Annotated in this window: 24 protein-coding genes; 9 read left to right on the top strand and 15 right to left on the bottom strand. The window is 61.6% G+C overall.

The window, feature by feature from the left end:
• The first annotated feature begins 26 nt into the window (after positions 1–26).
• Both dcd and V6F91_RS03755 read left to right on the top strand, forming a co-directional pair.
• On the top strand, positions 27–593 hold the full coding sequence (gene dcd, locus V6F91_RS03760; protein ID WP_007940589.1) for a dCTP deaminase: 567 nt from the start codon (positions 27–29) through the stop codon (positions 591–593).
• Between the two features lie 106 nt (positions 594–699).
• The gene (locus tag V6F91_RS03755) at positions 700–909 is read left to right on the top strand and encodes a hypothetical protein (RefSeq protein ID WP_332762432.1); all 210 of its coding nucleotides are present in this window, start codon (positions 700–702) and stop codon (positions 907–909) included.
• Between the two features lie 28 nt (positions 910–937).
• Here V6F91_RS03755 and pdeM read toward each other — a convergent pair whose 3' ends face one another.
• From pdeM to V6F91_RS03705, 10 genes are all read right to left on the bottom strand, one after another.
• The gene (gene pdeM / locus V6F91_RS03750; RefSeq protein ID WP_332762430.1) at positions 938–1,594 is read right to left on the bottom strand and encodes a ligase-associated DNA damage response endonuclease PdeM; all 657 of its coding nucleotides are present in this window, start codon (positions 1,592–1,594) and stop codon (positions 938–940) included.
• Positions 1,591–4,080 (bottom strand): ligase-associated DNA damage response DEXH box helicase, encoded by a 2,490-nt coding sequence (locus V6F91_RS03745; protein ID WP_332762428.1) that lies wholly within the window; start codon positions 4,078–4,080, stop codon positions 1,591–1,593. Before V6F91_RS03745 ends, pdeM begins: the two co-directional genes overlap by 4 nt.
• Positions 4,081–4,274: 194 nt before the next feature.
• Positions 4,275–5,039, bottom strand: a complete 765-nt coding sequence (locus tag V6F91_RS03740; RefSeq protein ID WP_332762426.1) for an ABC transporter ATP-binding protein — start codon at positions 5,037–5,039, stop codon at positions 4,275–4,277.
• A 13-nt stretch (positions 5,040–5,052) separates the two neighbouring features.
• Positions 5,053–6,171 (bottom strand): succinylglutamate desuccinylase/aspartoacylase family protein, encoded by a 1,119-nt coding sequence (locus V6F91_RS03735; RefSeq protein ID WP_332762425.1) that lies wholly within the window; start codon positions 6,169–6,171, stop codon positions 5,053–5,055.
• A 29-nt stretch (positions 6,172–6,200) separates the two neighbouring features.
• Positions 6,201–6,911 (bottom strand): ABC transporter permease, encoded by a 711-nt coding sequence (locus tag V6F91_RS03730; RefSeq protein ID WP_332762424.1) that lies wholly within the window; start codon positions 6,909–6,911, stop codon positions 6,201–6,203.
• Complete coding sequence (locus V6F91_RS03725; RefSeq protein ID WP_332762423.1) at positions 6,908–7,636, bottom strand: ABC transporter permease; 729 nt, start codon at positions 7,634–7,636, stop codon at positions 6,908–6,910. Before V6F91_RS03725 ends, V6F91_RS03730 begins: the two co-directional genes overlap by 4 nt.
• Before the next feature lie 56 nt (positions 7,637–7,692).
• Positions 7,693–8,475 carry a transporter substrate-binding domain-containing protein gene (locus V6F91_RS03720; protein WP_208938463.1) on the bottom strand — a complete coding sequence of 261 codons (783 nt, stop codon included), beginning with the start codon at positions 8,473–8,475 and terminating at the stop codon, positions 7,693–7,695.
• A gap of 286 nt (positions 8,476–8,761) precedes the next feature.
• Positions 8,762–10,450 carry an ATP-dependent DNA ligase gene (locus V6F91_RS03715; protein ID WP_332762421.1) on the bottom strand — a complete coding sequence of 563 codons (1,689 nt, stop codon included), beginning with the start codon at positions 10,448–10,450 and terminating at the stop codon, positions 8,762–8,764.
• A complete protein-coding gene (locus V6F91_RS03710; RefSeq protein ID WP_332762419.1) occupies positions 10,447–11,481 on the bottom strand; it encodes a ligase-associated DNA damage response exonuclease in 1,035 nt (344 codons plus the stop codon). Before V6F91_RS03710 ends, V6F91_RS03715 begins: the two co-directional genes overlap by 4 nt.
• Positions 11,482–11,751: 270 nt before the next feature.
• On the bottom strand, positions 11,752–14,202 hold the full coding sequence (locus V6F91_RS03705; protein WP_332762417.1) for a penicillin acylase family protein: 2,451 nt from the start codon (positions 14,200–14,202) through the stop codon (positions 11,752–11,754).
• Positions 14,203–14,399: 197 nt separating this feature from the next.
• Between V6F91_RS03705 and V6F91_RS03700 the strand changes: the two genes are divergently transcribed.
• Positions 14,400–14,957: a cysteine hydrolase family protein gene (locus V6F91_RS03700; RefSeq protein WP_332762866.1), complete on the top strand. Its 558-nt coding sequence runs from the start codon at positions 14,400–14,402 to the stop codon at positions 14,955–14,957.
• An 825-nt stretch (positions 14,958–15,782) separates the two neighbouring features.
• On the opposite strand, the gene V6F91_RS03695 is transcribed toward V6F91_RS03700, so the two are convergent.
• Genes V6F91_RS03695 through V6F91_RS03680 form a run of 4 tightly spaced genes read right to left on the bottom strand, consistent with a single transcriptional unit; the run spans position 15,783 to position 17,499 of the window.
• On the bottom strand, positions 15,783–15,986 hold the full coding sequence (locus V6F91_RS03695) for an SEC-C metal-binding domain-containing protein (RefSeq protein ID WP_034154967.1): 204 nt from the start codon (positions 15,984–15,986) through the stop codon (positions 15,783–15,785).
• A complete protein-coding gene (locus V6F91_RS03690; RefSeq protein ID WP_332762415.1) occupies positions 15,983–16,477 on the bottom strand; it encodes an LEA type 2 family protein in 495 nt (164 codons plus the stop codon). The genes V6F91_RS03695 and V6F91_RS03690 overlap by 4 nt, the downstream gene beginning before the upstream one ends.
• Positions 16,478–16,520: 43 nt before the next feature.
• The gene (locus V6F91_RS03685) at positions 16,521–16,997 is read right to left on the bottom strand and encodes a YchJ family protein (protein WP_332762414.1); all 477 of its coding nucleotides are present in this window, start codon (positions 16,995–16,997) and stop codon (positions 16,521–16,523) included.
• A gap of 4 nt (positions 16,998–17,001) precedes the next feature.
• Positions 17,002–17,499, bottom strand: coding sequence for a DUF6231 family protein (locus V6F91_RS03680; RefSeq protein WP_332762413.1), 498 nt, complete (start codon positions 17,497–17,499; stop codon positions 17,002–17,004).
• Between the two features lie 199 nt (positions 17,500–17,698).
• Here V6F91_RS03680 and V6F91_RS03675 point away from each other — a divergent pair, with 199 nt between their 5' ends.
• The 4 genes from V6F91_RS03675 (at position 17,699) to V6F91_RS03660 (ending at position 20,400) form a co-directional block, all read left to right on the top strand.
• Complete coding sequence (locus V6F91_RS03675; RefSeq protein ID WP_090282103.1) at positions 17,699–18,394, top strand: OmpA family protein; 696 nt, start codon at positions 17,699–17,701, stop codon at positions 18,392–18,394.
• Positions 18,395–18,484: 90 nt separating this feature from the next.
• The gene (locus V6F91_RS03670; RefSeq protein ID WP_332762411.1) at positions 18,485–19,207 is read left to right on the top strand and encodes an OmpA family protein; all 723 of its coding nucleotides are present in this window, start codon (positions 18,485–18,487) and stop codon (positions 19,205–19,207) included.
• 160 nt (positions 19,208–19,367) lie between these two features.
• Positions 19,368–19,649, top strand: a complete 282-nt coding sequence (locus V6F91_RS03665) for a DUF1145 domain-containing protein (RefSeq protein WP_332762410.1) — start codon at positions 19,368–19,370, stop codon at positions 19,647–19,649.
• The gene (locus V6F91_RS03660; protein ID WP_332762408.1) at positions 19,642–20,400 is read left to right on the top strand and encodes a collagen-like protein; all 759 of its coding nucleotides are present in this window, start codon (positions 19,642–19,644) and stop codon (positions 20,398–20,400) included. Before V6F91_RS03665 ends, V6F91_RS03660 begins: the two co-directional genes overlap by 8 nt.
• Positions 20,401–20,609: 209 nt before the next feature.
• On the opposite strand, the gene V6F91_RS03655 is transcribed toward V6F91_RS03660, so the two are convergent.
• Positions 20,610–21,074: a CopD family protein gene (locus V6F91_RS03655; RefSeq protein WP_332762406.1), complete on the bottom strand. Its 465-nt coding sequence runs from the start codon at positions 21,072–21,074 to the stop codon at positions 20,610–20,612.
• Positions 21,075–21,173: 99 nt separating this feature from the next.
• On the opposite strand from V6F91_RS03655, the gene dinG reads away from it, so the two are divergent.
• Both dinG and V6F91_RS03645 read left to right on the top strand, forming a co-directional pair.
• A complete protein-coding gene (gene dinG, locus V6F91_RS03650) occupies positions 21,174–23,318 on the top strand; it encodes an ATP-dependent DNA helicase DinG (protein WP_090282108.1) in 2,145 nt (714 codons plus the stop codon).
• A 95-nt stretch (positions 23,319–23,413) separates the two neighbouring features.
• The gene (locus V6F91_RS03645; RefSeq protein ID WP_332762403.1) at positions 23,414–25,885 is read left to right on the top strand and encodes a beta-galactosidase; all 2,472 of its coding nucleotides are present in this window, start codon (positions 23,414–23,416) and stop codon (positions 25,883–25,885) included.
• Positions 25,886–26,091: the final 206 nt, after the last annotated feature.

Raw genomic sequence — 26,091 nt, 5'->3', positions numbered from 1 at the left:
ACCTCGCTATTCAGGACAAACCCGCCATGAGCATCAAATCGGACAAGTGGATTCGCCGCATGGCGCAGGAACACGGCATGATCGAACCGTTCGTCGAGCGCCAGATGCGCGGCAGCGACGACAGCCGGGTGATTTCCTACGGCGTATCGAGCTACGGCTACGATGTGCGTTGCACCAACCACTTCAAGGTGTTCACCAACATCAACTCGGCCATTGTCGACCCGAAGAACTTCGACGCCGGCAGCTTCGTCGACATCCACAGCGATGTCTGCATCATTCCGCCGAACTCCTTCGCACTGGCCAGCACCGTCGAATACTTCCGCATTCCACGCAACGTGCTGACCATCTGCCTGGGCAAGAGCACGTACGCGCGCTGCGGCATCATCGTCAACGTCACGCCGCTGGAACCCGAGTGGGAAGGTCACGTGACGCTGGAGTTCTCCAACACCACCAACCTGCCGGCGAAAATCTACGCCAACGAAGGCGTGGCGCAGATGCTCTTCCTGGAATCCGACGAGGAATGCGAAGTGTCCTACAAGGACCGCGGCGGCAAATACCAGGGCCAGCGTGGCGTGACCCTGCCGCGCACCTGATCGTTCATCCGACGGAACGCGGGAATTCTTCGGCGGGCAGACACTCTATGAGGTGTACTGCCCGTTTTTGTTTCGAGCGAAACGGGCCTTCGCCGAGGAGTGCCCTATGAAGATCGATCCGCAAATCACTGCCGAACTGGCAAGGCTTGAGCCCAATCAGGTTGGCGTATTGGCCTGGTCCTTGTTGGCGCATCCGCCTCTGAGCGTGGCTGGCGGAGTTCCCGGTCAGCCTGATCCCGATACTCCCAATGAACAACCGACCGAACCCGGCGAGCCGACGCTGCCGGACGAACCGCCTCCGGCGCCTGTCGCCTGATCCACTCACCGGTATGGCCCGTCAGAGACTAACTGACGGGCCATATTTCGTTATCGCCGATCACGAAGACTCTGCAGGTTTCGTCGCGCTCGACCTGGAAGCCTCCGGTGAACGCCCCGAATGCCGGCATCAGGCTGATGCGCTCGCCCAGCCTGAAGCACGCCAGACGCAAGCTCTGCCGCCCCTTGCCGTGCAGTCGATAGACCGGGTGCACATGGCCGGCCAGTACGTGCCGCTCGGGATGCGGGTCGGGTTCATGTTGCAAGGCGAACGGGCCCAGCAGCAGCGGTTCTGGCACCACGCGAATATTCAGCGAGGCCGGTGGGTCGCCCGCGCGTTTGTCGTGATTGCCGCGAATCAGCGTCATCGGCAGATCTGCGTGCCGCGCCCGCCACTGTGCCAACGCGTTCAGCGTATTTGGCGCATGTGAGCCAGGCCCGTGGAGAAAATCGCCGAGGAAGATCAACTGGCGGCACGGCAGCCTCGCCAGCAATGCGTCGATCACCGCGATATTGCTCGCAGTAGTGCCATGCGGCACTGGTTGGCCAAGACTGCGATAGGCCGCCGCTTTGCCGAAATGCACGTCGGCGATCAGTAGTGCCTCCTGCGCAGGCCAGTACAGGGCTTTCTCCGGCAGCAACCACAATTCTTCGCCGGCCAGGCGAACCGGATACGCCGCGCTCATGACGACTTGCCGTTGTCAGCGGTTTTTTCCAGATCACCGACCATTCGTCTGATCCTGTCAGCCAGTTTTTCCGAACTCATGCTTTCGCGCATGCGCTCGACCAATAACGGAAAACCCAGCGGGGTCGGGCGTTTGATCAAATGCACGTCGAGTTTCATCCGGTTGATCCGTTGCAAAGTCTGCTCAAGTCGAGCGATATCCAGTTCTTCACGCAACACTTCTTCCCCGGCCTGGGCCAGCAGCAGGTTGTCGGCGTCGTATTGTTTGAACACTTGAAAGAACAAACCGCTCGACGCCTGCACCTGGCGGGTGCTTTTCGGCGCCCCCGGGTAACCGGCGAAGACCAGCCCGGCAATTCGCGCGATCTCGCGAAAGCGCCGTAGCGCCAGTTCACCCGCGTTGAGGCTGGCCAGTACATCGGCTAACAGATGATCGGCATTAAACAGTGCGCCATCCAACTGTTCCGCCCAATCGACTGGGGTGGCACTGAGCAGTTCCAGTCCGTAATCATTCACTGCAATCGAGAACGTCACCGGCTGGCGCTGGCTGACCCGCCAGGCCAACAGGCTCGCCAGCCCCAGATGCACCTGGCGCCCGGCGAACGGGTAAAGAAACAGGTGCCAGCCTTCGCGGGATTTCAGCACCTCGGCCAGCAGGTTTTCCGCGGTGGGCAGGCCGGACCAGCGCATCTGCGTGTCCAGCAATGGCCTCAGCGCGTGCATTTCCGGCCCGGCGAACTCGCCTTGAGCGGCTGCGGTGAAGCGCCTGACCACGGCTTCGGCCAGCTCGTTGGAAAGCGGCATGCGCCCGCCATTCCAGCGCGGCACCGCGGCTTTTTTCGCGGTGCTGCGTTTGACGTAGGCGGTCATGTTTTCCACGCGCACCAATTCCAGCAAGCGCCCGGCGAACAAGAAACCGTCTCCCGGTTTAAGCCGGGCGATAAACCCTTCTTCAACGCTGCCCAGTTGCTTGCCACCGCCGCCCTTGCTCCAGAACTTCAGATTGATGCTCGCATCGCTGACAATGGTGCCGATGCTCATCCGGTGGCGCCGCGCCAGACGCGCATCCGGCACACGCCAGACGCCATGTTCGTCGGGCTCGACCCGGCGATAATCCGGATAGGCTGTAAGAGACATCCCGCCATGGCGTACGAATGCCAGCGCCCAGGCCCAGTCGGCCAGCGTCAGATCGCGATAAGCCCAGGCGCCACGGACTTCTTCGTACAGCTCTTCAGGAATAAACCCACCGCCAAGGGCCATGCTGACCAGATGCTGCACCAGCACATCCAGAGGCTTGTGCGGCGACAGGCGCGGCTCGATGCGCCGCTGCTCGACCGCATCGCGGGCGGCCACTGCTTCGATCAGTTCCAGACTATGGGTCGGCACCAGCGTCACCCGCGAGGTGCGCCCCGGGGCGTGGCCGGAACGCCCGGCCCGTTGCATCAAACGCGCAACGCCTTTGGCCGAACCGATCTGCAGCACGCGCTCGACCGGCAGAAAATCCACGCCCAGATCCAGACTCGAGGTGCACACCACGGCTTTCAGATGACCGTCCTTCAGTGCCTGCTCCACCCAGTCACGGGTATCGCGCGACAGCGAGCTGTGATGCAAAGCGATCAACCCGGCCCAATCCGGCCGGGCTTCAAGCAGAGCCTGATACCAGATTTCCGATTGCGCCCGGGTATTGGTAAACACCAGGCTGCTGGCGCAGGCATCGAGTTCGGCGACCACTTGCGGCAGCATCTTCAGGCCAATGTGCCCGGCCCACGGAAAACGCTCAATAGCCGGTGGGAGCAGGGTGTCGACTTGCAGGGCTTTTTCGCTTTGTCCTTGCACACTCACGCCCCCACCCTGTGGGATCAGCACCTGTTCAGCGTGGGATTGATTACCAAGAGTGGCGGAAACACCCCAGACGATCAGTTCCGGCTGCCAATGGCGCAGGCGCGCTAGGGCCAGTTGCAATTGCACGCCGCGCTTGTTGCCGAGCAGTTCGTGCCATTCATCGACGACGATCATGCGCAAGGTCGACAGCGCGGTGCGCGCATCGGCACGGGCGAGCAGCAGGGTCAGGCTCTCTGGCGTGGTGATCAACGCGGTCGGCAGGCGCCGGCCTTGACGGGCGCGCTCGCTGCTGCTGGTGTCGCCGGTGCGCAGGCCGATGCTCCAGGGAAGGTTCAGGTCATCAACCGGTGCCTGCAAGGCGCGCGCGGTGTCAGCGGCCAGCGCGCGCATGGGGGTGATCCACAGCACGGTCAGCGGTTCGGCGGGTGGTTTGCGTTTGCGCGGTGTTTCGACGGGCACGCGTGCACGGGCGTAGCGGTTGAGCGCAGCGAACCACACGGCATAGGTTTTACCGGCACCAGTGCTGGCATGCAGCAGCCCGGACTCGCCATTTTTTACCGCAGCCCACACCTGTTTCTGAAACGCGAAGGGCTTCCAGCCGCGGGCGCTGAACCAGGTTTTTGCAAGGTCGGGGGATTTCGCCATGCCGGCTGCGTGCGCTCTGGAGGGGTTTTTTCAGAGACAGCGGAGCGGGGGGACAAGTTTGATTTTTCAGGCTGACACGGACCGCTTTTATGTAGGAGTGAGCCTGCTCGCGATAGCGGTGTAACAGTCACATCAGTGTTGGATGTAAAAACGCTATCGCGAGCAGGCTCACTCCTACAGGGTTGTGTACGGCGTTATTTCAGGTTGCCGCTGAGGAATTGCTTCAGGCGTTCGCTTTTCGGATTGCCCAATACATCCTCCGGCGCACCTTCTTCTTCAACCAGGCCCTGATGCAGGAACAGCACCTGATTCGACACCTTGCGCGCGAAGCTCATTTCGTGGGTGACCATGATCATGGTACGGCCTTCTTCGGCCAGGCCCTGAATCACCTTGAGCACTTCGCCGACCAGTTCCGGGTCCAGCGCCGAGGTGGGTTCGTCGAACAGCATCACTTCCGGTTCCATCGCCAGCGCCCGGGCAATCGCCACGCGCTGTTGCTGGCCGCCGGAGAGAAACGCCGGGTATTGCTCGGCAACGCGCGCCGGCAGGCCGACCTTGTCCAGATAGCGCCGCGCGCGGTCGTCGGCCTCCTGTTTGCTGCAACCCAGCACCCGGCGTGGGGCCATGGTGATGTTTTCCAGCACGGTCATGTGGCTCCACAGATTGAAATGCTGGAACACCATGGCCAACCGGGTGCGCAGGCGTTGCAGCTCGTTGGCGTCGGCGACGTGCATGCCGTGGCGGTCGGTGATCATGCGGATCGACTGGCCGTCGAGGCTCATGACGCCGTCGTTGGGTTGCTCGAGAAAGTTGATGCAGCGCAGAAACGTGCTTTTGCCCGAGCCGCTGGCGCCGATCAGGCTGATCACGTCGCCGGTTTTGGCCTTGAGCGAAACGCCTTTGAGCACCTGATGGTCGCCATAGCTTTTATGCAGGCCTTCAACGGTCAGTTTGTACATGGGACGAACATCCTCAAGGCGAAAGTAGGTAGCCGCTGCGGTAGGCTTCGGCGCCCGCAACGTGGGCGATGACCATGCCGGCAGTGGCCATGCGCCGCAGCGAGCGTGCGTACAGCAAACCCGCGGCGGTGCAATGAATGGGGGTGACGCGATCGTGGATCGGGTCGATTATTTCGGCGATCTGCTGACCGGCCTCCAGGTACTGCCCGGCGGTGGCGGTATACACCAGCAGGCCGCCCACCGGGGTGGTCACCGGTTCGACGCCGGCCAGCGGCGTGGCAGGGTACGGCAAGGACGGTTGTGGCTTGGTTTCGCCGACAATCGCATCGAACTGGATCAGATAATCGATCAGCGCCTGGCAGTCGCGGCTGGCCAGCGGATGAGTAACGTCACCCTGACCGCGCAACTCGACGGTGACCGAGAAACTGCCCAGCGGAATCTCGAAGTGTTCGCCGAAGCGCTCCTTCAGTTGCCACCAGAGCAGGGTGAAGCACTCGTCGAACGACTGACCGCCAGAGTCAGTCGCGAGCAGGCTCGCCTGCGCACCGATGTAACGTGCCAGCGGTTCGACCTGCGGCCAGGCTTCGGGCGTGGTGTAAAGGTGCACCACCGATTCGAAGTCGCAGTGCAAGTCGAGCACCATGTCAGCGTCGCAGGCCAGCCGTTGCAGGGTCAGGCGCTGGGATTGCAGTTGGGTGCTGGCGGTCTGGCGGGCGAGGGCGGCGCGCAGGCTGGCGCGGATCAATTCGAGGTTGTGTTGCGCGTCGTCGCTGAGCTGGCCTTCGATGACGTTGCCGATTTCTTCGCTGAGGTCGACGAACCAGCGGTTGAAGTTCTGCCCGCTCTCCAGTTCGTAGCGACCCAGCGGCACGTCCATCAGCACTTGCTCGAGGCCGACCGGATTGGCCACCGGGACCAGCACGATCTCGCTGCGCAGGCGGCCGGCGGCTTCCAGCTCCGCCAGACGTTGCTTGAGGTGCCAGGCCACCAGCATGCCGGGCAGTTCGTCGGCATGCAGCGAAGACTGGATATACACCTTGCCCTTGGCCTGCTCCGGGCCGAAGTGAAAGCTGTGAATCTGTCGAGCGGTCCCCGGCAGCGGGGCCAGCAAGTCATGAATCAGGTGGCGCATTGTTTATCTCTTTATTTCCTGAGCTGGGCCTAGTGAGACGGCCCGAGGAAGGCCAGCCAGCGCCGTTCGGCGAGACGGAACAGGCCGACCAGCGCAAAGGTGATGGTCAGGTAGATCAGCGCGGCGATGCCGAATGACTGAAAGGTCAGGAAGGTCGCCGAGTTGGCGTCCCGCGCGACTTTGAGGATATCGGGAATGGTCGCGGTGAACGCCACGGTGGTCGAGTGCAGCATCAGGATCACTTCGTTGCTGTAATACGGCAACGACCGGCGCAGCGCCGATGGCATGATCACATATGCATACAACTTCCAGCCGGTCAGGCCGTAAGCCTTGGCCGCTTCGACTTCGCCGTGGTTCATGCTGCGAATCGCCCCGGCAAAAATTTCCGTGGTGTAGGCGCAGGTGTTCAAGGCAAACGCGAGGATCGTGCAGTTCATCGCATCGCGGAAGAAACTGTCGAGCAGCGGTTGCTCACGCACTGCCGCCAGGCTGTAGATCCCGGTGTAGCAGATCAGCAGCTGGATATACAGCGGCGTGCCCCGGAACAGGTAGGTGTAGAACTGCACCGGCCAGCGAATGTAGAAGTGCGGCGAGACGCGGGCGATCGACAGCGGAATCGAGACGATGAAGCCGATGCAGATCGAGGCAGTCAGCAACCACATCGTCATCGCCAGCCCGGTGATGTTCTGGCCGTCGGTATAAAGGAAGGCGCGCCAGTATTCCTGAAGGAGTTCGATCATCGCACGGCCTCCCGGGCACCGGCCGCGTAGCGGCGTTCGAGCCAGCGCAGAATGAAGTTGGACGCACTGGTGATCAGCAGATAGATCAGCGCGGCGAGGACCAGGAAGTAGAACAGTTGATAGGTGCTTTTGCCGGCGTCCTGCGCGGCTTTGACCAGATCGGCCAAGCCAATGATCGACACCAGTGCGGTAGCCTTGAGCATCACCATCCAGTTATTGCCGATGCCCGGCAGGGCAAAACGCATCATTTGCGGAAACACCACGAAGCGAAAGCGCTGGCCGCGTTTCAGGCCGTACGCGGTGGCCGCTTCGACCTGACCGCGCGGCACGGCGAGGATTGCGCCACGGAAGGTTTCGGTGAAATACGCGCCATAAATGAAGCCCAGGGTCAGTACGCCGGCGCTGAACGGGTCGATCTCGATATATTCCCATTCCATGTAGTCGGTCAGCGACGTCAGCCAGGTTTGCAGGCTGTAGAAGATCAGCAGCATCAGCACCAGGTCCGGCACGCCGCGAATAAGCGTGGTGTAGAGCTGGGCGGGCAGGCGCAGCAGTTTCACTTTCGACAGTTTGGCGCTGGCGCCGATCAGGCCGAGCAACACGGCCACCAGCAGCGACATCGCCGATAATTTGATGGTCATCCAGGTGCCTGCCAGCAGCAACGGGCCGAAGCCCTGCAGACTGAAGGAGGCCAGCCCCAGATTTTGCAGAAGGGTTTCAAACATAAATCAGCAACCTGAACGGATGGAAAAGGCGCCCATCGAGGATGGGCGCCGGGGCATTATTTGCCGCTGTACAGATTCAGATCGCCAAAGTGTTTCTTTTGAATCTCGGCGTATTTGCCGTCGTCGTGTAACGCTTTGATACCTTTATCCAAAAGGGCTTTCAGCTCAGTGTTACCTTTCTTGATACCGACAGCCGTTTTCGCTGGCAGCAGTTCGCTGTCGACCGGCTGGCTGATTTCGTAATCGGCGCCTTTAGGCGACTTCAAAAAGCCCAGTTCGGCTTGCAGCATGTCCTGGATACCGGCGTCGAGACGGCCGGAAGTCAGGTCGGAATACACCTGGTCCTGGTTCTGATAGGCCTGGGTTTTCACGCCGGCCTTGTCCAGCACGGCTTTGGCGTAGGCCTCTTGAATGGTGCCTTGCTCGTAACCGACGGTTTTGCCCTTCAGCGACGCGACATCCGCAGTTACACCAGAGCCTTTTTTGAACACATAAGCCGTCGGGCCGGAAAACAGCTCGCTGGAGAAGTCGATGACTTTCTCGCGGGCCGGGGTCACGGTCATCGACGAGATCACGCCGTCGAACTTGTTGGCCTTGAGGCCCGGAATCATGCCGTCGAAATCACTTTCGACCCACTTGCACTTGACCTTCAGTTCGGCGCAGATCGCGTTACCCAGGTCGATATCGAAACCCACCAGGCTGCCATCGGCCGCTTTCGACTCGAACGGTGCGTACGAAGGGTCAACGCCAAAGCGCAGCTCTTTGTATTCCTTGGCCAGCGCGGAGCCGGCGGCCATGCACAACGCCAGTGCAGAAAGGGTCAGCAATGCTTTTTTCATTATTCAATCCCTAAGAACCAATATGAGCGCTTGTGGCGCAGAATTATTGTTACTGCAACGCTTACGACCTATAGAAAGTAGCAATTTCCGAACCAGAGTGCCGAACAGGTGTTTTAAAAGATTGAGACACGAGGGCGAGCGCATGATTGGTGCGTGCGCTTGGCTGGGTCTGGATTCTTGCACAGTTTTGGGGCTTTGCACTGCTCGACTGTTCGTATCAGATCGTTCCCACGCAGAGCGTGGGAACGATGACCGCGATGACCGCGATCACGGGGCGGGGCCAGGATCAGGCCAGCAGATCCTGCAAGGTAGCCAGGCTGTCAGCCTCTTCTACGGTTTTATCCTTGCGCCAACGCAGCATCCGCGGGAAGCGCACGGCGATTCCGCTCTTGTGACGGCGCGACAGGGCGATACCTTCGAAACCCAATTCGAACACCAGGCTGGGTTTGACGCTGCTGACCGGGCCGAATTTCTCCACCGTGGTCCTGCGCACGATGCTGTCGACCTGGCGCATTTCTTCATCGGTCAGCCCCGAATAGGCCTTGGCAAACGGCACCAGCGAGCGTTGGCTCGACTCCGGCGGGCCGTCCCACACGGCGAAGGTGTAATCGCTGTACAGGCTGGCGCGGCGACCGTGACCGCGCTGTGCGTAGATCAACACCGCATCGACACTGAACGGGTCGACTTTCCATTTCCACCACACGCCCATGTCTTTGGTCCGCCCGACGCCATACAGCGCGTCGCGCGCCTTGATCATCATGCCCTCGACCCCGAGACGTCGAGAGGCTTCGCGCTGCTGAGCAAGGTCGGCCCAGTCGCTGCCGGTCAGCACCGGCGAAGGCAACAGCACCGGACTGTTGCAGCGCGCGATCACGGCTTCCAGTTGTTCGCGGCGTTTGGCCTGGGTCTGGTTGCGCCAGTCTTCGCCCTGCCATTCCAGCAGGTCGTAGGCCAGCACCACCACCGGCACGTCTTCCAGAATTTTCCTGTCGAGGGTCTTGCGGCCGATGCGTTGTTGCAACAGGGCGAAGGGCTGGACCGCTGGCGGCGCGGTGGACTGCGGATTGAAGGCGTCTTCGGTGCTCGGATGGGTGCTTTTCCACACCACGATCTCGCCATCGATGACCGTGCCATCCGGTAATCCATGCACCAGCACGTCGAGTTCGGGAAAGCGTTCGGTGACCAGTTCCTCGCCCCGCGACCACACCCACAAACGGCCGTCACGCTTGACCACTTGTGCACGAATGCCATCCCACTTCCATTCCACCTGCCAGTTGTCGACCGGACCGAGCAATGCTTCGAACTGATCGACCGGTTGTGACAAGGCATGGGCGAGGAAGAACGGGTAGGGCTGACCGCCGCGTTGGGCATGTTCATCAGCCGATTCGGGGGCGATCAGTTTCAGGTAGCTGGCGGCACTCGGCCGGTTGGACAGGTCGGTGTAGCCGACCAGGCGCTGCGCGACGCGTTTGCTGTCGAGCCCGGCCATCGCTGCCAACGCGCGGGTGACCAGCAGTTTCGACACGCCGACGCGGAAGCTGCCGGTGATCAATTTGATGCACAGCATCAGGCTGGCCCGATCGAGTTGCGCCCACAGTGCCGGCAATTGCCGCGCCAGATAATCCGGGGTTTCGCCGCGCAGCGGCAGCAGCTTGTCTTCGATCCACTCCGCAAGGCCGGCATCGGAACTGTGCAGGTTTTCTGGCAACACCAGCGAAATGGTTTCCGCAAGATCGCCGACCGCCTGATAACTCTCCTCGAACAGCCACGGCTCCAGCCCGGAAACCTCGACCGCCAGCTCTCGCAGGATTTTCACCGGCACTAGTTGCCGTGGCCGGCCGCCGGAAAGAAAGTACACCGCCCAAGCCGCATCCTGGGGCTCGGCGTGGGCGAAGTAAGCCTGCATTGCCGCCAGTTTGGCGTTGCTTGAGGTGGTCGCGTCGAGTTCGGCGTACAGCTCGGCGAAAGCTTTCATGTCGGCACCTCGGCAAGGACGGGCTCCGTGGTGCCGCTTTCTTCTTCGTCATCGCCGTACTCGGTGCTGAAGCCTTGTGCGTCCAGGCCTTTTTCCCGCAAATGACGCACCAACACGCCGATCGAACCGTGGGTGACCATCACCCGTTCCGCGCCGGTCTGTTCAATGGCCCACAGTAGGCCCGGCCAGTCGGCGTGGTCGGAAAGCACGAAACCGCGATCGACCCCACGCCGTCGCCGAGTGCCGCGCAAGCGCATCCAGCCACTGGCGAAACCGTCGCTGAACTCGCCGAAACGGCGCATCCACGTACTGCCACCGGCCGAGGGCGGGGCGATGACCAGCGCCTGACGCATGATCGGGTCGCTTTTCTTTATATCTCCGGCGTAGAGCGTCGGAGGCAGATATACGCCGGCCTCGCGATAGACCCGGTTCAACGGCTCGACCGCACCGTGGCTGAGGATCGGCCCGAGGCTGGCGTCGATGCCGTGAAGAATTCGCTGAGCCTTGCCGAATGAATAGCAGAGCAACACGCTGGCTTTGCCAGCGGCAATATTGGCCACCCACCATTGATTGATCTCGGCGAAAACCTGCGCTTGCGGCTGCCAGCGGTAGATCGGCAGGCCGAAAGTCGATTCGGTGATGAACGTGTGACAGCGCACTGGCTCGAACGGCGCGCAGGTGCCGTCCGGCTCAACCTTGTAATCGCCCGACGCGACCCAGACTTCGCCGCCGTATTCCAGACGCACCTGCGCCGAACCGAGCACATGGCCGGCCGGATGAAAACTCAAGGTGACACCGTGGTGCGTCAGGCGCTGGCCGTAGGGCAGGGTCTGCAGATTGATGTCCTGCCCCAGGCGCGCGCGCAAAATCCCTTCGCTGGCGCTGCTCGACAGGTAATGCTGATTGCCGGTTCGTGCATGGTCGCCGTGAGCATGGGTGATGACCGAACGTTCGACCGGGCGCCACGGATCGATATAAAAATCCCCGGCGGGGCAGTAGAGACCTTCGGGTCGGGCGATAACAAGATCCATGTCGTGACCGGAATGGGGGGCTTGTTACGTATGAGGCGGGCGAGAGGCTGGAAGTTCGATCGGTTTTGGCGCGCTACCCTCACCCCAGCCCTCTCCCCGAGGGAGAGGGGGCCGAGCGAAGTGTCTGACGAGGTGCATCGATCTGAAAGACCGAGTTGAATATGGGGCTGACCTCGCCTGGAAACCGATCCAGTTCCGGATTCTGATCGTTCCCAAGCCAGTCCCCTCTACCCCGGGAGAGGGTTAGGGTGAGGGGCTTTTGATCTTCGCTTATTTTCCAGGAGTAAGTGTCAATCGGGCCTTGCCATACACCCGGTCAAAGTTCTGCGGCTGCATCGGCAAACCGATGTATTGCCCCTTCAGCCACGCATCAATGCCATTGAGGTAATTCGGGCTGAGCGGGTTGCCCGACTGCCCGGTACCGTTCTGCCCCATCAATGGTTCCGCCTGGCCGAAATCGACGATGAAACGCATCGACGGTGCCCGCGTAGTAGCGAAATCCTGCCCCCAGGCAAACGCCGCGGTGTTCAGCGTCGTGTGATCGCCACCCGCCGCCAGCGGCCCGCGTACGGTCTGGCGGTTGGCATTGCTCCACTGGTAACTGTGCAACTGGCCCCACTGCCAGGCGCGGTGATCGCCGCCCAACTGACTGTCGCCCGCACTGATCGCGGCGGCGAGACTGCGCGCAAGAATCTGCGCCTTGTCCTCTTTCTGCGGCGTGCGCACGTCATCCCAGAATGGGCTGTCCTCGCGACCGAGCAAATGGTCGGCCTGCGCTGCGTAGGACGTATCCCCGTTGGCGACAAACGCCTTCCACGCCGGGCTCGACTGCGGGCCGAGTTCGTCGAGGAAGATCTGCTTCATGCTTTCCTGCAGGAACAGTTCATACAGCGCCGCATCTGCCGAGGTCGGGCTGAGCTTGCCGTCGAACGCCATCAACCGCGTAAAGGCTTCGCGGGCCTTGCTGCGCTCGGCTTCCGGCAGGGCATCGATCGCCTGCTTCAGCGGTTGTTTCATGCCCGGTGCTTCAAAGACTTTCTTCAGTTTGGCGGCAAAGGTCGTGGTCTGGTCGTACTGCATGGCGATCACGCTGCGGCTGTCGTGTTTGCTGCCGCCGGCCAGTTCCGCCAGGCGCTCGCCGCGTTCCGGCGCCGCCCAGGATTTCGACAACTGCATGCCGTAACCGTCGGGAATCACGCGCTGGTTGGCGGTGCCGAGCCAGCCTTGTGCCGGGTCCTGATCGTAGGGGTGCAGCATCGGGTCGGCGTAACCGTCCCAATCATAACGACCCTCCCAGCCCGGCGAGGGCAGCAGGCCTTCGCCTTCACGGCGGTTGGGGAAGCGTCCGGTGACCTGCCAGCCAATGTTGCTCGCATCGGCGAACACCAGATTGGTGGTGATAGCATGGATTTCGCGGCTGGCGTCGGAAGCACGTTCAACGGTTTGCGCGCGGGTCAGGTCAAAAAACGCATCCAGCGATTTATCGTCGGTGAAGCTCGGGGTCTGCAAGGCCAGGCCGAAACCGCTGCCTTGCGCTGCCGCTTGAGCACTGTTGAGCAGCGCGCCGTGACGGGTTTCGTACACCGCTTCACGAATCGGTCGCTGGCCTTTGACGAAGTAGGTTTCGTTGCGCACGCCCAGCGGCTGCCACTTGCCATTGACCTCGTAGGTCAGGCTGCTGCCCTGGCGGCGGATTTTTTCCAGGAACAGGTCCAGATTGTCGCCGAGCACGCTGGTCATGCTCCACGCGACCTTGCCGTTGAAACCGCCCAGCACCATCGGCAAACCGGCGATTGTCACGCCGGCCGCCTGATATTTGGGCGCGCGAATCTGCACGAAGCTCCACAGCGACGGCGCCATCAGCGGCCCGTGGGCGTCGCTGGCCAGCAGACTCTTGCCGCTGCGACTGCGTTGCGGGGCGATCGCCCAGTTGTTCGCCGACGTGGCACTGAGCAGGTTCATCGCCGAGAGTTGCTGGCTGGCATTGCTCAATTCGCTCAGCCCGGGAATCTGCCCGTTGAGATTAAGGCCTTGCAGCTTGTCGGCCTCGGCCAGCGGCAGGTTTTCATCCGGCGCGGACGGCGTCAGCCAAGCGAGTTTGTCGCCGCTGACGGTTTGCGCGAGCACCAGCGACTGGATTTCTTCCGGCAGGTTGGCCGACTGGCTGAAATTCAGCAGGGCGAAGATCAGCGCCGAATCTTCCGGCTTCCAGTATTCAGGCTTGTAGCCGCTGGCGGCGAGATCGCCCGGCAGCTTGTCGGCATAGCGGAACAGGTAAGCGTTGACGCCCCGCGCATAGACTTCGAAGAAGCGTTTGAGGCGCGGCGACGAGGCCTTGTACAACTCGCCGGCGCTTTTCTTCAGATTGACCGCCCGCATGTAGCGGTCGGCATCGAGCATCGAGGCCCCGGACATTTCCGCCAGGCGGCCCTGCGCCAACAGACGCAAGGTGACCATCTGGTTGATGCGGTCGCTGGCGTGGACATAGCCGAGGCTGAACAGTGCATCGTGGAAGGTATTGCTTTCGATCAACGGCATGCCCATGGCATTGCGGCGCACCGAAACGTTCTGCGCCAGGCCCTTGAGCGGCTGCACGCCGGAGCTCGGCGGCAGGCTGTCCTGCACGTTCCAGGTCTGGCAGCCGGACAGGCCCAGGACACCGGCCACTGCTGCGGCAACGCCGAACCGGGGAAGAAAATGTGTAAGGGCTGGCGAGGCCATGGGCGAAGCTCCTGGGGATAAAGGCTGGGGGCGCAATAAAGGCGCTACGTTAGTGAGCAGGCGAGGGCCGCGCAAGCGGGGTGAGCGGTTATTTCTTCAGTGGTGCGCCGGGCGGTCGAAGCGCTTGCAGTTGCCTGACGCGAAGCAGTGATGATGAACTGAGGAAAACCGAATCAAACCTCATGAGAAAAATCGCCATGGAGCTCAAGGGCAACGCTGCACTGATCATCATTGATCAACAGAAAGGCATTCTGCATCCGCGGCTGGGGCGCCGAAATAACCCGCAGGCAGAGGAGCGGATTCTTGATCTGTTGGCGCTGTGGCGCCGGACCGCGCGCCCGGTTATTCACGTCCAGCATCTGTCGCGCTCGCCGGATTCGGTGTTCTGGCCGGAGCAGGAGGGCGTGGAGTTTCAGCCGCGATTTGTGCCGCAACCGGGCGAATGGCTGATCCAGAAACAGGTGCCGGATGCGTTTTCTGCCACCGGGCTGGAGGTGCGCTTGCGCGAGGCGGAGATTGGGCAACTGGTGATTGTCGGCGTAGCCACTAACAACTCGGTGGAATCAACCGCGCGCACCGCCGGCAATTTCGGGTTCGATGCGTGGGTGGTGGAGGACGCGTGTTTTACGTTCGACAAGGCTGATTATTTCGGCACACCGCGTACGGCTGAAGAGGTGCACGGGATGTCGCTGGGGAATTTGCAGGGGGAGTATGCGACGGTGGTCAGCAGTGCCCGGGTTTTGGCGGCTGGCTGAATATCTCTATTGTTTTTTTTGGTCGCTGTGTACATATCCGTTGCTTCGGGTGCTGCGGCTGGCGGTTTCGCCTGACGGCGACTCACTTTTTTTACAAACGCCTAAAAAAAGTAAGCAAAAAAACGCTTGCTCCTGCGTTCGGCCCTCGCAGGCTCGGGTCCCTTCGCTGCGGGATCGATCCGGGCGCAGCGGCTACGGTTTGCTTCGCTGCACCTACTTCCGCTGTGTCTGGCTGCGCCAGACGGTCGCTGCGCTCCCACGCCCGGATCAATCCCTCCACTCAGCCTTCCGACGTCGCCGGTGGATCAAAAGCAAGATCAAGAGCACTCGAGCTAACGCTCATTGTTGAGTGGTTAAGAGCGGGCGGTTGGCTGTTGATCTGCGGTGTGGCTGCCCCTCACCCCAGCCCTCTCCCCTTAGAGAGGGAGCCGATCTGCGTTGGCTCTGGAAATTGAGTACAACTCGGTATTTCAGGCCGGCGCATCTCGCCCAAACACCACGATCAGTCCCCTCTCCCTCTGGGAGAGGGCTAGGGTGAGGGGCTTTTGATTTTCAGGCTCCGAAGCCTTCAACGTTGCGGATGATCAAGATCAACAGCAGGCGAGCTGACACTCGGCCTGAGGCGGGGGCGAGGTTTTTGTGGGAGCTCGCCTGCAAGCGATGGCGGTGTAACAGGCGACAACCATGCTGGATGTGCCGGCCTCATCGCGAGCAGGCTCACTCCTACAGGGGACCGTGTTCCAGTTGAAGTAACGCAGTCAAAGGTGGGAGCGAGCCTGCTCGCGATGGCGGTCTAACAGGCGAAGAATGGCTTCGCCCGGCGCATCAGGCGCCGTGGCACTTCTTGAATTTCTTGCCGTTGCCGCATGGGCAAGGGTCGTTGCGGCCGACGTCTTTCAGGGCGTTGCGCACCGGTTCCTGGTGGGCGTGGCCGCAGTTCGGGCCGTGCACGTGGCCGTGGTCATGCTCGTGATGATGGTCATGGTCGTGGTTGCAGTCAGGGCCGTGGACATGAGGTTGCTGGGTCATCGGTGTTGCTCCGGAATTAAATCGGCGGGGATTATCACGCCATTGCGCTCCAGGTGCACGTAGTGGGCGATGAATAAACCGGTTTCCATTTCACCCTGCAAGCGATAGGGAATCTGCTGATCGGATTTTTTCAGCATTTTCACCACGTCCTTGACCTTCGGCCACAGGTTGGTGCGGATCGGCACCTTGAAATAAGCACTGTGCTTCGGCCCGACGCTGAACCAGTGCTCATGCTCACCTTCCGCCAGCAGCATGTCGGCCAGATGGATACGGTATTCCAGACCACGCACGGTCAGCTCGCTGTCGTTGGGGTTGTCGACGCGAAAATGCAGGATGAATTTCTGTTCGAGCAGTTTGGCCCGCACCACTTCGACTTTCACCAGATGCACGGCGGGGTCGACGCTGTCGTCGCTGAACCACGACGCGCAACCGCCGAGGTTCAACACCAGCATCAGAACCAGCCATCGCAGTGTGTGACGTTGACCGAGCATCGAGCAGAACTCCCTTTGATCCTCAGTCTAGTCGCCGACCGGTCTACGCGCCGAAATACCCCGAGCAGCACTTCTTGAATTTCTGCCCGCTGCCACACAGGCAATTGTCATTGCGCCCCAGTTTCATCGGTACGGTCGGGTCGATGAAATACCAGCGCCCGGCGTTCTGCACGAACGAGGAGCGCTCGCGGTGGCTGTGCTCGCCCTGGTCGTCATGCCAGCGCGCGGTGAAGGTGACGAAGGCGTGTTCCGGCTGGCCGCCGAACACTTCCGAGCTTTCCACTTCCAGACCGAGCCAGGTGCTTTGCGCGCTCCAGTCGTGGATCGCCTGCTGGTTCAGACCCGCTTGCTGAGCGGGCAGGGTGGTCGCCACCAGATAATCGATCAGCCCCAGCACATAAGCGCTGTAGCGCGAACGCATCAGCGCTTCGGCGCACGGTGCCGGTTGGCCTTCGTGATAGTAGCCGCAGCAGGCTTCCAGCAGATTGCCGCTGCCGCACGGGCAAATGGCTGTACTCATTGCATTACCACCAGTATTTCCCGAAGTTTTCCGGATTGGCCCAGAATCGCGAATTGAGCCAGTCAGGGACTTGTTTATAGTCAAGCAGATCGTAGGTGAACAGGGTCAGCACCTGATCATCGCGCTGGAAACGCTCGCTGGCCTGCAGTGCCAGTGAATAGAAGTCGGTTTCCTGCCAGCCGCTGGCGCTCAGGTCCGCCAATACTGCGATGCGGCTGGCGTTGAGGTTACGGATGCCACCCAACAGATTCAGGCCGTCACGCTTGGGCAAATGTTCCAGGCAGTCGACGACCAGCGCCAGATCAAAGCGCTGCGCCGCCAGTTCGGCGGGCAATGCACCGGGTCCGGCATGGGCGACCACGGTGTCTGGATGCGCCTCTTTGAAAGCGCTCAAGGCCGGAAATTCACTGACGCCGATCAGCAGCAAGCGCGCCGGCGCGTAGCGATCCAGCAAGGCAGCCAACGCCTGTTGCGGGGTGCGGGAAGAAATGGCGACGTTCATCAATGCTCCTCAATCAGACCGCCAAGACTAGCCTGCCTGCGCACGGTGGCAAAGCGTTGCGTCGGCGCGCTTGCCCGACAATCTGGCCAAGCCCTGTGAACACGGTCGCAAACAGCAATGGCCTATTGCTGGCGGAGATTAAAACTCCGGTCTTTACTCCCTGAATCGGTTTTAAGCCGATCCCTCAGGAGAAAACTAGATGAGCATAGTTCGGACAGCATTACCCTTGGTTCTGCTAACCAGTGTGTTGACTGGTTGTGCAGGTTTGCAAAAAACCGACTGGCCGACCTGTGCGGCGGTCGGTGGTGTGGTCGGCGCCGGTCTCGGTGCCACCGAAAGCGCTGCGTGGGCCGGTTACGGTGCGCTGCTGGTCGGTGGTACGGCAGCGGCCTATTGCTGGGTTCACGGTGATGGCGACGAAGACGGCGATGGCGTGCCGGACAGCCGCGACAAGTGCCCGGGCACGCCTAAAGGCGTTCAGGTCGATGCTGACGGTTGCCCGCCACCGGCCCCTGCGCCAGTGGTTGAAGAAGCGGTTGTGGTCAAGGAAGAAACCATCGTCATCCGTGATGTGCACTTCCAGTTCGACAAGGCCACGCTGACAGGTCCCGATAAGCAGGTACTCGACAAGGTTGCCGACCGCCTGAAACAGGAATCCTCGACCGCGCAACTGACCGTGACCGGTCACACCGACAGCGTGGGCAGCGATGCCTACAACAAGAAACTGTCGGATCGCCGTGCGCATTCGGTGGTGGAATACCTGATTCAGCAGGGCGTGCCGCGCGCCAGCTTTGTTTCGGTCTCCGGCCTTGGTGAAAGCCAGCCGGTGGCGGATAACAAGTCGGCCGATGGTCGTGCGCAGAACCGTCGCACCGAAATCAAAATCGTCCGCTAAGCCCTCTCGCATCCGCGGCTTGTGCAGTCGCGGATGCGGGTCTTTACTCCTGTGTAACCGGTATGGGCCGGTGACACAGGAGCTTTCACCATGACTGTTTTCGCAAGGTCCGTCTTGCCGGTACTGCTGCTCGGCAGCCTGCTCACCGGTTGCGCCACGCATAGCGATGGCACAGCACCCCTCAATCAACGTACATGGCCGATCTGCAGCGTTATCGGCGGGTTGGTCGGTGGCGGCCTCGGCGCTATCGAAAGCGCCGGCTGGGCCGGTGGCGGCGCGGCATTGGGCATCCTCACCGGAGGCTTGATCTGTTACGCCCAGGACGGCGATGAAGACAGTGACGGCGTATTCGACCGCCGTGATCGCTGCCCGGACACCCCGGAAAACACCCAGGTCGATCATCGCGGTTGTCCGCTGCCGGTGTACCCGGCTGCGACCAAAGCGCCGGAGCCAGCGCCGCAAACGGAAGTCATCACCCTCAGCGATGCCGGCGCCGTGCTGTTCGATTTCGACAAGTCTGACCTGACCCCGGCCGCGACGACGCAGCTCGATGCGCTGATGGACAAGCTGCGCAACGCCGACGTGGTCAGCATCAAGGTCATCGGACACACCGACAGCAAAGGTTCGGATGCCTATAACCAAGCCTTGTCGGAGCGCCGGGCCAGCAGCGTCGCGTCTTATCTGCTCAGTCAGGGCCTGGCGCCGGGCAAACTGACCAGCGAAGGGCGTGGCGAAAGCGAGCCGGTGGCGGATAACGCCACAGACGAAGGGCGCGCGCAGAACCGTCGCGTGGAATTGCACATCAATCGCTAGGGCGCCGCTGCAGGGCGCAGGCTAGAGCTGCCGGACGATCGCTATCGTTCCGGCAGCCAGTTAGCGGCATAGCGAAGTTTTTTCATTTGACCCTCTGGCTTATCCCCCGTAGAAGCCGTTACTGTGCGCGCAAAGAATAATTCGCAACACGGGGGGGCGTATGAAAGTGTTCTGGTGGCTGGGGCGGTTGTTGACCCTGCTGTTCTGCTGCGTGGTGCTGGCCAATCAACTGGTGCCGTTCGTTCATCCGCTGCACCTGCTGGTCAATCTGGCCGGCGGTCTGTTGTTGCTGATCCATGTCATTGAAGTGCTGCTGTGCAACCGCAGCCTCAAAGATCGCCCGCATCCCTGGCGTGATCGTGGCCGCATCCTGTTGTTCGGCGTCTTCCACCTGCAAACCATCCCGGCCCCGGCCGCTCCGGAGGCTTCTTCTCATGCGTAAACTCTGCCTGCTCGCTGCATTCATCAGTCCCTTGGCCTGCGCCCAGGTGGTCAGCGTCGAAGCCAACTCGCTGATGCGTCTGCCCAATACTGCCAGCACTCTGCAGCTGGAGAAGCTGGAAGTGGCGGATTACGGCACCTTGCTGATCCCATCGAACGTGACCGAATTGAACGTCGGTGAATTACGTTTGGGCCATGAAGCGCGCATCGCGATCGTCCCGGCCGAACAGGCGCTGGAAATGAAAGTGGCGCGCGCTGACCTCAGCGAAGGCAGCCAGATCACCGCGCGCGGGGCACCGGGCACCTATGAAAAGGCTGCTCGTGCCGGGCGCAATCTGAATCTGCAATTCAAGGCGTTGAACGCGCCGCAGCTGTTGGTCGACGCCCGTGGCGGCACAGGCGCGCCGGGGTTTGTCGGGCTCGACGGCGGTAATGGTGAAGATCCGGGTTGCACTTACGGCGCGGCCGGGCATGGTTCCGATGGCAGCAATGGTAGCGACGGCCAGCCAGGTGCACCGGGAGCGCTGGTGCGCCTTGAGGTACCGCGTGAATTTCCGGCCGAGCTGATCAAGGTCAACGTGGCGGGCGGTGCCGGCGGGCCGGCAGGAATTGGCGGCAAGGCGGGCAAGGGCGGCAAGTCCAAGGGCTGCCTGGTGTATCGCGCCGATGGCGGCAAGAACGGCAAGGCCGGCGCGGATGGACAGCCTGGGCCGGCGGGGGCGGCGGGTGCTGTGACTGTGCAGCGCCTTTAACGGCCAACTCTCACCCCAGCCCTCTCCCGGAGGGAGAGGGAGCCGACCGCGGTGTCTGGCGTTATACGTCGACCTGAAAGATCGGGTCGCTCATGGATTCAACGCCAATCGCTCAAGTCGGCGTACCTCTTCAATATCCCCCATTCAGTCCCCTCTCCCTCCGGGAGAGGGCTAGGGTGAGGGGCCTTTGATCTTCAAGTCACATATCGTCAGAACATAGGCCGGGCCGCCGCAACTGCCACCAGCACCACCCCGACCAGCAGATTAATCCCCACCACCCGACGAATCCGCCCCAGGACTGCCGCACCCGCCGGCCAGTCCTTCGCCTCTACCGCTTTGCGCAGCTCAGGCAGCATCAGCCCCTGAATGCGGATGAACAGCGCGGTCATCACCACATACAAACCGATCATCACCTGCACGTACTTCGGCGCGGTCTCGAACCCGACCTGCTGTAGATGCAACATGCCCACCCCGGAGATCGGCAGGAGGATCACCGCGACCCAGACCCAACGGAAAAAACCTTGAAACACTTCCACCCAGAGGGTCAGTCGGGCAGGCCCCTCCAGAGCCTTCACAGCCGCGGGGCGCAAGACCATCCAGGCGAAAAACATGCCGCCGACCCACACCAGCGCGGCGAGGACATGCAGGGGATAAACGAGGCTAAAAGGTGTCATTGGGGCACTCCGTTCTGCGCAGGATCGATTAGGCAGGTATGATAGCCGGCGAACCAAACTACTGAAAATTTATCCAGCGTTTCCAGCGCCCGACACTCAATGATCAGCACTGAACTCAAAACCACGATCCAGGGCGCCTATTCGCGTTTTCTAGAGGCCAAAAGCCTCAAGCCGCGATACGGGCAGCGCTTGATGATCGCTGAAATCGCGAAAGTCCTCGGCGATATCGACACCGACGACGAAGGCCGGCGCAGTGGCGACCCCGCAATTGTCGCGGTGGAAGCCGGCACCGGTACCGGCAAGACGGTGGCCTACAGCCTCGCCGCGATTCCGACTGCGAAGCTGGCCGGCAAGCGCTTGGTGATCGCCACCGCGACCGTGGCCCTGCAAGAGCAGATCGTCTACAAGGATTTGCCTGACCTTATGCGCAACAGCGGGCTGAACTTCAGCTTTGCGCTGGCCAAGGGCCGTGGCCGTTACATGTGCCTGTCCAAACTCGACATGCTGCTGCAGGAAGGCCACGCGCAGACCGCCACCGCGCAGCTGTTCGAAGAAGAAGGCTTCAAGATCGAGGTCGACGAGGCCAGTCAGAAGCTGTTCACCAGCATGATCGAAAAGCTCGCCGGCAATAAGTGGGATGGCGACCGCGACAGCTGGCCGAATGCGCTGGAAGACGCCGATTGGGCGCGCCTGACCACCGATCATAGCCAGTGCACCAACCGACATTGCCCGAACTTCGGCCAATGTGCGTTCTACAAGGCGCGCGAAGGCATGGGCAAGGTCGACGTGATCGTCACCAACCACGACATGGTGCTGGCCGATCTGGCGTTGGGTGGCGGCGCGGTGCTGCCGGATCCGCGCGACACCATTTACGTGTTCGACGAAGGCCACCACCTGCCAGACAAGGCGATCGGCCACTTCGCCCATTACACACGCCTGCGTTCCACCGCCGACTGGCTGGAAACCACCGCCAAGAACCTCACCAAGCTGCTGGCTCAGCACCCGTTGCCGGGCGATCTGGGCAAGTTGATCGAGCAGGTGCCGGAGCTGGCGCGGGAGATCAAGGCGCAGCAGCAGTTCATGTTCAGCGCTTGCGAGCAGGTGGCCGATTTCAAGCCCGGTGAAGACGTCGAGGGCCGCGAGCGCCCGCGCCATCGCTTTGTCGGCGGGGTGATTCCCGAGCACATGCGCGAAATGGGCATTGAGCTGAAGAAGGGCTTTTCCCGACTCAACGATCTGTTCCAGCGCTTGACCGACCTGCTCAAGGAAGGCATGGACGGCGAGGTCAACATCGGCATCGCCAGCAATCAGGCCGAAGAATGGTATCCGCTGTTCGGTAGCCTGTTGTCGCGTGCTTCCGGCAACTGGGAATTATGGACCGCATTCACCGCCGAAGACCCGGAAGACAGCCCGCCGATGGCGCGTTGGCTGACCCTGGCCGAAAGCGGTTCTCTGTTCGACATCGAGGTCAACGCCAGCCCGATCCTCGCCGCAGAAACCCTGCGCCGCAGCCTGTGGAACGTGGCTTATGGCTGCCTGGTGACTTCGGCCACACTGACCGCGCTGGGCACGTTCGACCGATTCCGCATGCGCGCCGGTCTGCCGAAAAAAGCCGTCACTGCCGTGGTGCCAAGCCCGTTTCATCACGCCGATGCCGGGGTGTTGCGCGTGCCCGACCTGAAGGCCGACCCGCGCGATGCGGCGGCGCACACGGCGGCGATCATTCGCGAATTGCCGGATCTGGTCGAAGGCTCGCGCGGCACGCTGGTGCTGTTCTCTTCGCGCAAACAGATGCAAGACGTATTCGACGGCCTCGACCGCGACTGGCGCAAGCAAGTGTTCATTCAAGGCAACCTGTCGAAACAGGAAACGTTAAACAAGCACAAGGCGCGGGTCGACGGTGGCGATTCCAGCGTGTTGTTCGGCCTCGCCAGTTTTGCCGAGGGCGTCGACTTGCCGGGGGCTTACTGCGAACACGTGGTGATCGCCAAGATCCCGTTTTCGGTGCCGGATGACCCGGTCGAGGCCGCGCTGTCGGAATGGATCGAAGCCCGAGGCGGCAATCCGTTCATGGAAATCTCGGTGCCCGATGCTTCGCTGAAACTGGTCCAGGCTTGCGGGCGGCTGCTGCGCACCGAAGAAGACCGCGGCACCATCACCTTGCTTGATCGGCGCCTGGTCACCCAGCGCTACGGCAAGGCGATCCTCAACGCACTGCCGCCGTTCCGCCGCGAAATATCCTGAGACAACGGTGGGCGGTTTCGCCCGCCGTGTTGTCTATCTCCTTGCCACCGCTTTTCCACTGGCCTTGATGGGTCGTTAGGGAGAACTCCGTTCTTATGATTCGCCGTTCGTTGCCCGCTGTATTCGCCCTGATCTTCGCTGCGCCGTTGTGCGCAGCGCCTGCCGGTCAACAGACCCTGTTCAACTTCGTGCGCCCGGCCGACGTGGTCAAAGTCGTCACTGAAAACGCCGATCTGCCACAAGCCAACGCCGAGCAGACCGCAGAAGGCGAGGTGCTGCGCCGTGTGACCTTCAATCCTGTGGCTCGCCCGACGTTGCGCCTGACGCCGCAGGCCGGCGCATGGGATTGGTCGCAGTCCGGCATGATGACCCTGCGGTTGCAGAGCGCAATGGATTGGGCCGTGACGGTTTACGTGCAGATCCAGAGCAACGATGGCAAAACCCTCGTCAGCCGCGTCGATCTGCCGGCCGGTCCGGCGCAGACCCTGTTGGTGCCTTTGGTTGCCACCACGCCGTTGAGCCAGGGCATGAAGGCCGGGCCGGCGATGCCGATGACTGTCGAGGGTCAACGCATCCTGCTGGCCAGCAGCAGTGGCGCGATTGATCGCAGCCAAGTGGTCTCGGTCAGTCTGTCGCTGGATCAGCCGAAAGTTGCCCAGAGCCTGCTGCTCGAACGTTTCGGCGTGCAGAATGACGACGGGGTCAACCAGGCCGTGTACGGCAAACTGGTCGACGCCTATGGGCAATCAACCCGTGGCAAGTGGCCGGAAAAAGTTGCCGACGATCAGCAACTGAAATCCGCCGCCGCCAAGGAGCAGCAGCAACTGAAGAGCTGGCTGGCCGAGCGTCAGAAAGTCTCGCTAGACAAGTTTGGCGGCTGGAACCAGGGCCCGGCGTTCAAGGCCAGCGGTTTTTTCCGCAGCGAAAAACGCGATGGCCGCTGGTATCTGGTGACCCCTGAAGGGCATCCGTTTTACTCCCTCGGCGTCAATACCGTCAGTCCCGATGTCAACCGCACCTACGTAAGCGGTCGCGAATACATGTTCGAAGCCTTGCCCAAGCCGAACGAACCGTTGGCCAGCCATTTTGGCGAGGGTGACAATCGCGGCGGCAATGGCGTCGATCAGGGCCGTGGTTATGCCAATGGCCGTTGGTATGACTTCTACGCCGCCAATCTGCAACGGCTGTACGGTGCGCCATGCAAGGCAGACAGCGAAGGCAAGTCCGGCGTGGCAGAGGCGGCCAAATCCGAAGCCGCCGAAACGTCCGCCGAGAAAATCGCCGCGCCTGCCACCGCGCCCGCGGAGCCGAAATCCGGCGTGGCCGAAGCCGCTCAAACAGACGCGGCGCACATCGCCCTCGCCGAAACCGCCGCACCGTGCCAAGCGACTATCGACGAACAGCAATGGGCCACTCACACGCTTGATCGCCTGCAAGCCTGGGGCTTCAACACCATCGGCAACTGGAGCGCCTCCGTGCTTGGCGATGCCGAGCGCGTGCCGTACACCTTGCCGCTGTCGATCGTCGGCGATTACACCAGCATCAGCACCGGCAGCGACTGGTGGGGCGGCATGCCCGATCCGTTTGATCCGCGATTTGCCATGGCTACCGAGCGTGCGGTGGCGATTGCCGCGCGCGATCATCGCGACGATCCGTGGCTGATCGGCTATTACGCCGACAACGAACTGGCCTGGGCCGGTCCCGGCGATGATCCGAAGGCGCGTTACGCGCTGGCCTACGGCACGCTGAAAATGACCACCGACGTGCCGGCCAAACGCGCCTTCCTCAAGCAGTTGCGCGACAAGTACCGCAATCAGGCCGGGCTGTCGAAGGCTTGGGGCATCGACTTGCCGGCGTGGGAATTGATGGAAGATCCGGGCTTCGTGCCGCCGCTGCCGAATCCGGAACACCCGGAAATCGAGGCTGACTTCAAATACTTCCAGAAGGTGTTTGCCGACACGTACTTCAAGACCATCTCCGACTCGCTGAAATGGCACGCACCCAACCAGATGCTGTTGGGTGGCCGCTTCGCTGTGAGTACGCCGGAAGCCGTGGCGTCCTGCGCGCAGTATTGCGATGTGCTGAGCTTCAATATGTACACGCTCAAACCGCAGGATGGTCATGACTTCGCCGCCCTCGCTGCGCTGGACAAGCCGGTGCTGATCACCGAGTTCAATTTCGGCTCGACCGATCGTGGACCGCTCTGGGGCGGTGTCACGCAAATCGCGCGAGAAGAAGATCGCGGCCCGGCCTATGCCAACTTCCTCAAGCAGGCACTGAACGAGCCGTCGATTGTTGGCGTGCATTGGTTCCAGTATCTCGATCAACCGGTGACCGGGCGCTTGCTCGACGGCGAGAACGGGCATTTCGGACTGGTCGGGGTAACCGATCTGCCCTATCAGGGTTTTGTCGAAACCGTGCGCAAGAGCAACCTGCAGGCGCTTGAACAACTGGGCAAAGAAGCGCAGAAACCCCCGGCTCACGAGGCTGAGGGCGGGCGCAAAGGGGAGGCGGGTAAAGCGGCCGGCGCGGGACACGCGGGTGGGCATTCGGGCAATGGTCACTGAGTTCCGAGAGACCGCTTTATCGTTCATCGCGAGCAGGCTCGCTCCCACACTGGATTGCGGTAACAGCTGATATCCCTGTGGGAGCGAGCCTGCTCGCGAAGGCGCCAGCCGCCTCGACAAAATTTCCAGAACAACCGTCTGGCCCGCGCCTGTTCCCAAAACCCTCAAGGGCTGGAACAATGCGGGCCTCTTTGTAGAGCGTTTTC

Source organism: Pseudomonas koreensis (assembly GCF_036668835.1).
Taxonomy (GTDB): domain Bacteria; phylum Pseudomonadota; class Gammaproteobacteria; order Pseudomonadales; family Pseudomonadaceae; genus Aquipseudomonas; species Aquipseudomonas koreensis_I.
Note: the sequence above shows the minus strand (reverse complement) of the source record. Positions and strands in the feature narration are given on the sequence as shown.

Coding starts and splice junctions, on each gene's coding strand:
- V6F91_RS03745 (WP_332762428.1), bottom strand. CDS start 4,080: ATGGCGAAATCCCCCGACCTTGCAAAAACCTGGTTCAGCGCCCGCGGC.
- V6F91_RS03740 (WP_332762426.1), bottom strand. CDS start 5,039: ATGTACAAACTGACCGTTGAAGGCCTGCATAAAAGCTATGGCGACCAT.
- V6F91_RS03670 (WP_332762411.1), top strand. CDS start 18,485: ATGACTGTTTTCGCAAGGTCCGTCTTGCCGGTACTGCTGCTCGGCAGC.
- V6F91_RS03700 (WP_332762866.1), top strand. CDS start 14,400: ATGGAGCTCAAGGGCAACGCTGCACTGATCATCATTGATCAACAGAAA.
- V6F91_RS03690 (WP_332762415.1), bottom strand. CDS start 16,477: ATGCTCGGTCAACGTCACACACTGCGATGGCTGGTTCTGATGCTGGTG.
- V6F91_RS03680 (WP_332762413.1), bottom strand. CDS start 17,499: ATGAACGTCGCCATTTCTTCCCGCACCCCGCAACAGGCGTTGGCTGCC.
- V6F91_RS03735 (WP_332762425.1), bottom strand. CDS start 6,171: ATGCGCCACCTGATTCATGACTTGCTGGCCCCGCTGCCGGGGACCGCT.
- V6F91_RS03715 (WP_332762421.1), bottom strand. CDS start 10,450: ATGAAAGCTTTCGCCGAGCTGTACGCCGAACTCGACGCGACCACCTCA.
- V6F91_RS03665 (WP_332762410.1), top strand. CDS start 19,368: ATGAAAGTGTTCTGGTGGCTGGGGCGGTTGTTGACCCTGCTGTTCTGC.
- V6F91_RS03720 (WP_208938463.1), bottom strand. CDS start 8,475: ATGAAAAAAGCATTGCTGACCCTTTCTGCACTGGCGTTGTGCATGGCC.
- V6F91_RS03710 (WP_332762419.1), bottom strand. CDS start 11,481: ATGGATCTTGTTATCGCCCGACCCGAAGGTCTCTACTGCCCCGCCGGG.
- dinG (WP_090282108.1), top strand. CDS start 21,174: ATGATCAGCACTGAACTCAAAACCACGATCCAGGGCGCCTATTCGCGT.
- V6F91_RS03660 (WP_332762408.1), top strand. CDS start 19,642: ATGCGTAAACTCTGCCTGCTCGCTGCATTCATCAGTCCCTTGGCCTGC.
- V6F91_RS03655 (WP_332762406.1), bottom strand. CDS start 21,074: ATGACACCTTTTAGCCTCGTTTATCCCCTGCATGTCCTCGCCGCGCTG.
- V6F91_RS03685 (WP_332762414.1), bottom strand. CDS start 16,997: ATGAGTACAGCCATTTGCCCGTGCGGCAGCGGCAATCTGCTGGAAGCC.
- V6F91_RS03725 (WP_332762423.1), bottom strand. CDS start 7,636: ATGTTTGAAACCCTTCTGCAAAATCTGGGGCTGGCCTCCTTCAGTCTG.
- V6F91_RS03645 (WP_332762403.1), top strand. CDS start 23,414: ATGATTCGCCGTTCGTTGCCCGCTGTATTCGCCCTGATCTTCGCTGCG.
- pdeM (WP_332762430.1), bottom strand. CDS start 1,594: ATGAGCGCGGCGTATCCGGTTCGCCTGGCCGGCGAAGAATTGTGGTTG.
- V6F91_RS03730 (WP_332762424.1), bottom strand. CDS start 6,911: ATGATCGAACTCCTTCAGGAATACTGGCGCGCCTTCCTTTATACCGAC.
- V6F91_RS03675 (WP_090282103.1), top strand. CDS start 17,699: ATGAGCATAGTTCGGACAGCATTACCCTTGGTTCTGCTAACCAGTGTG.
- dcd (WP_007940589.1), top strand. CDS start 27: ATGAGCATCAAATCGGACAAGTGGATTCGCCGCATGGCGCAGGAACAC.
- V6F91_RS03755 (WP_332762432.1), top strand. CDS start 700: ATGAAGATCGATCCGCAAATCACTGCCGAACTGGCAAGGCTTGAGCCC.
- V6F91_RS03705 (WP_332762417.1), bottom strand. CDS start 14,202: ATGGCCTCGCCAGCCCTTACACATTTTCTTCCCCGGTTCGGCGTTGCC.
- V6F91_RS03695 (WP_034154967.1), bottom strand. CDS start 15,986: ATGACCCAGCAACCTCATGTCCACGGCCCTGACTGCAACCACGACCAT.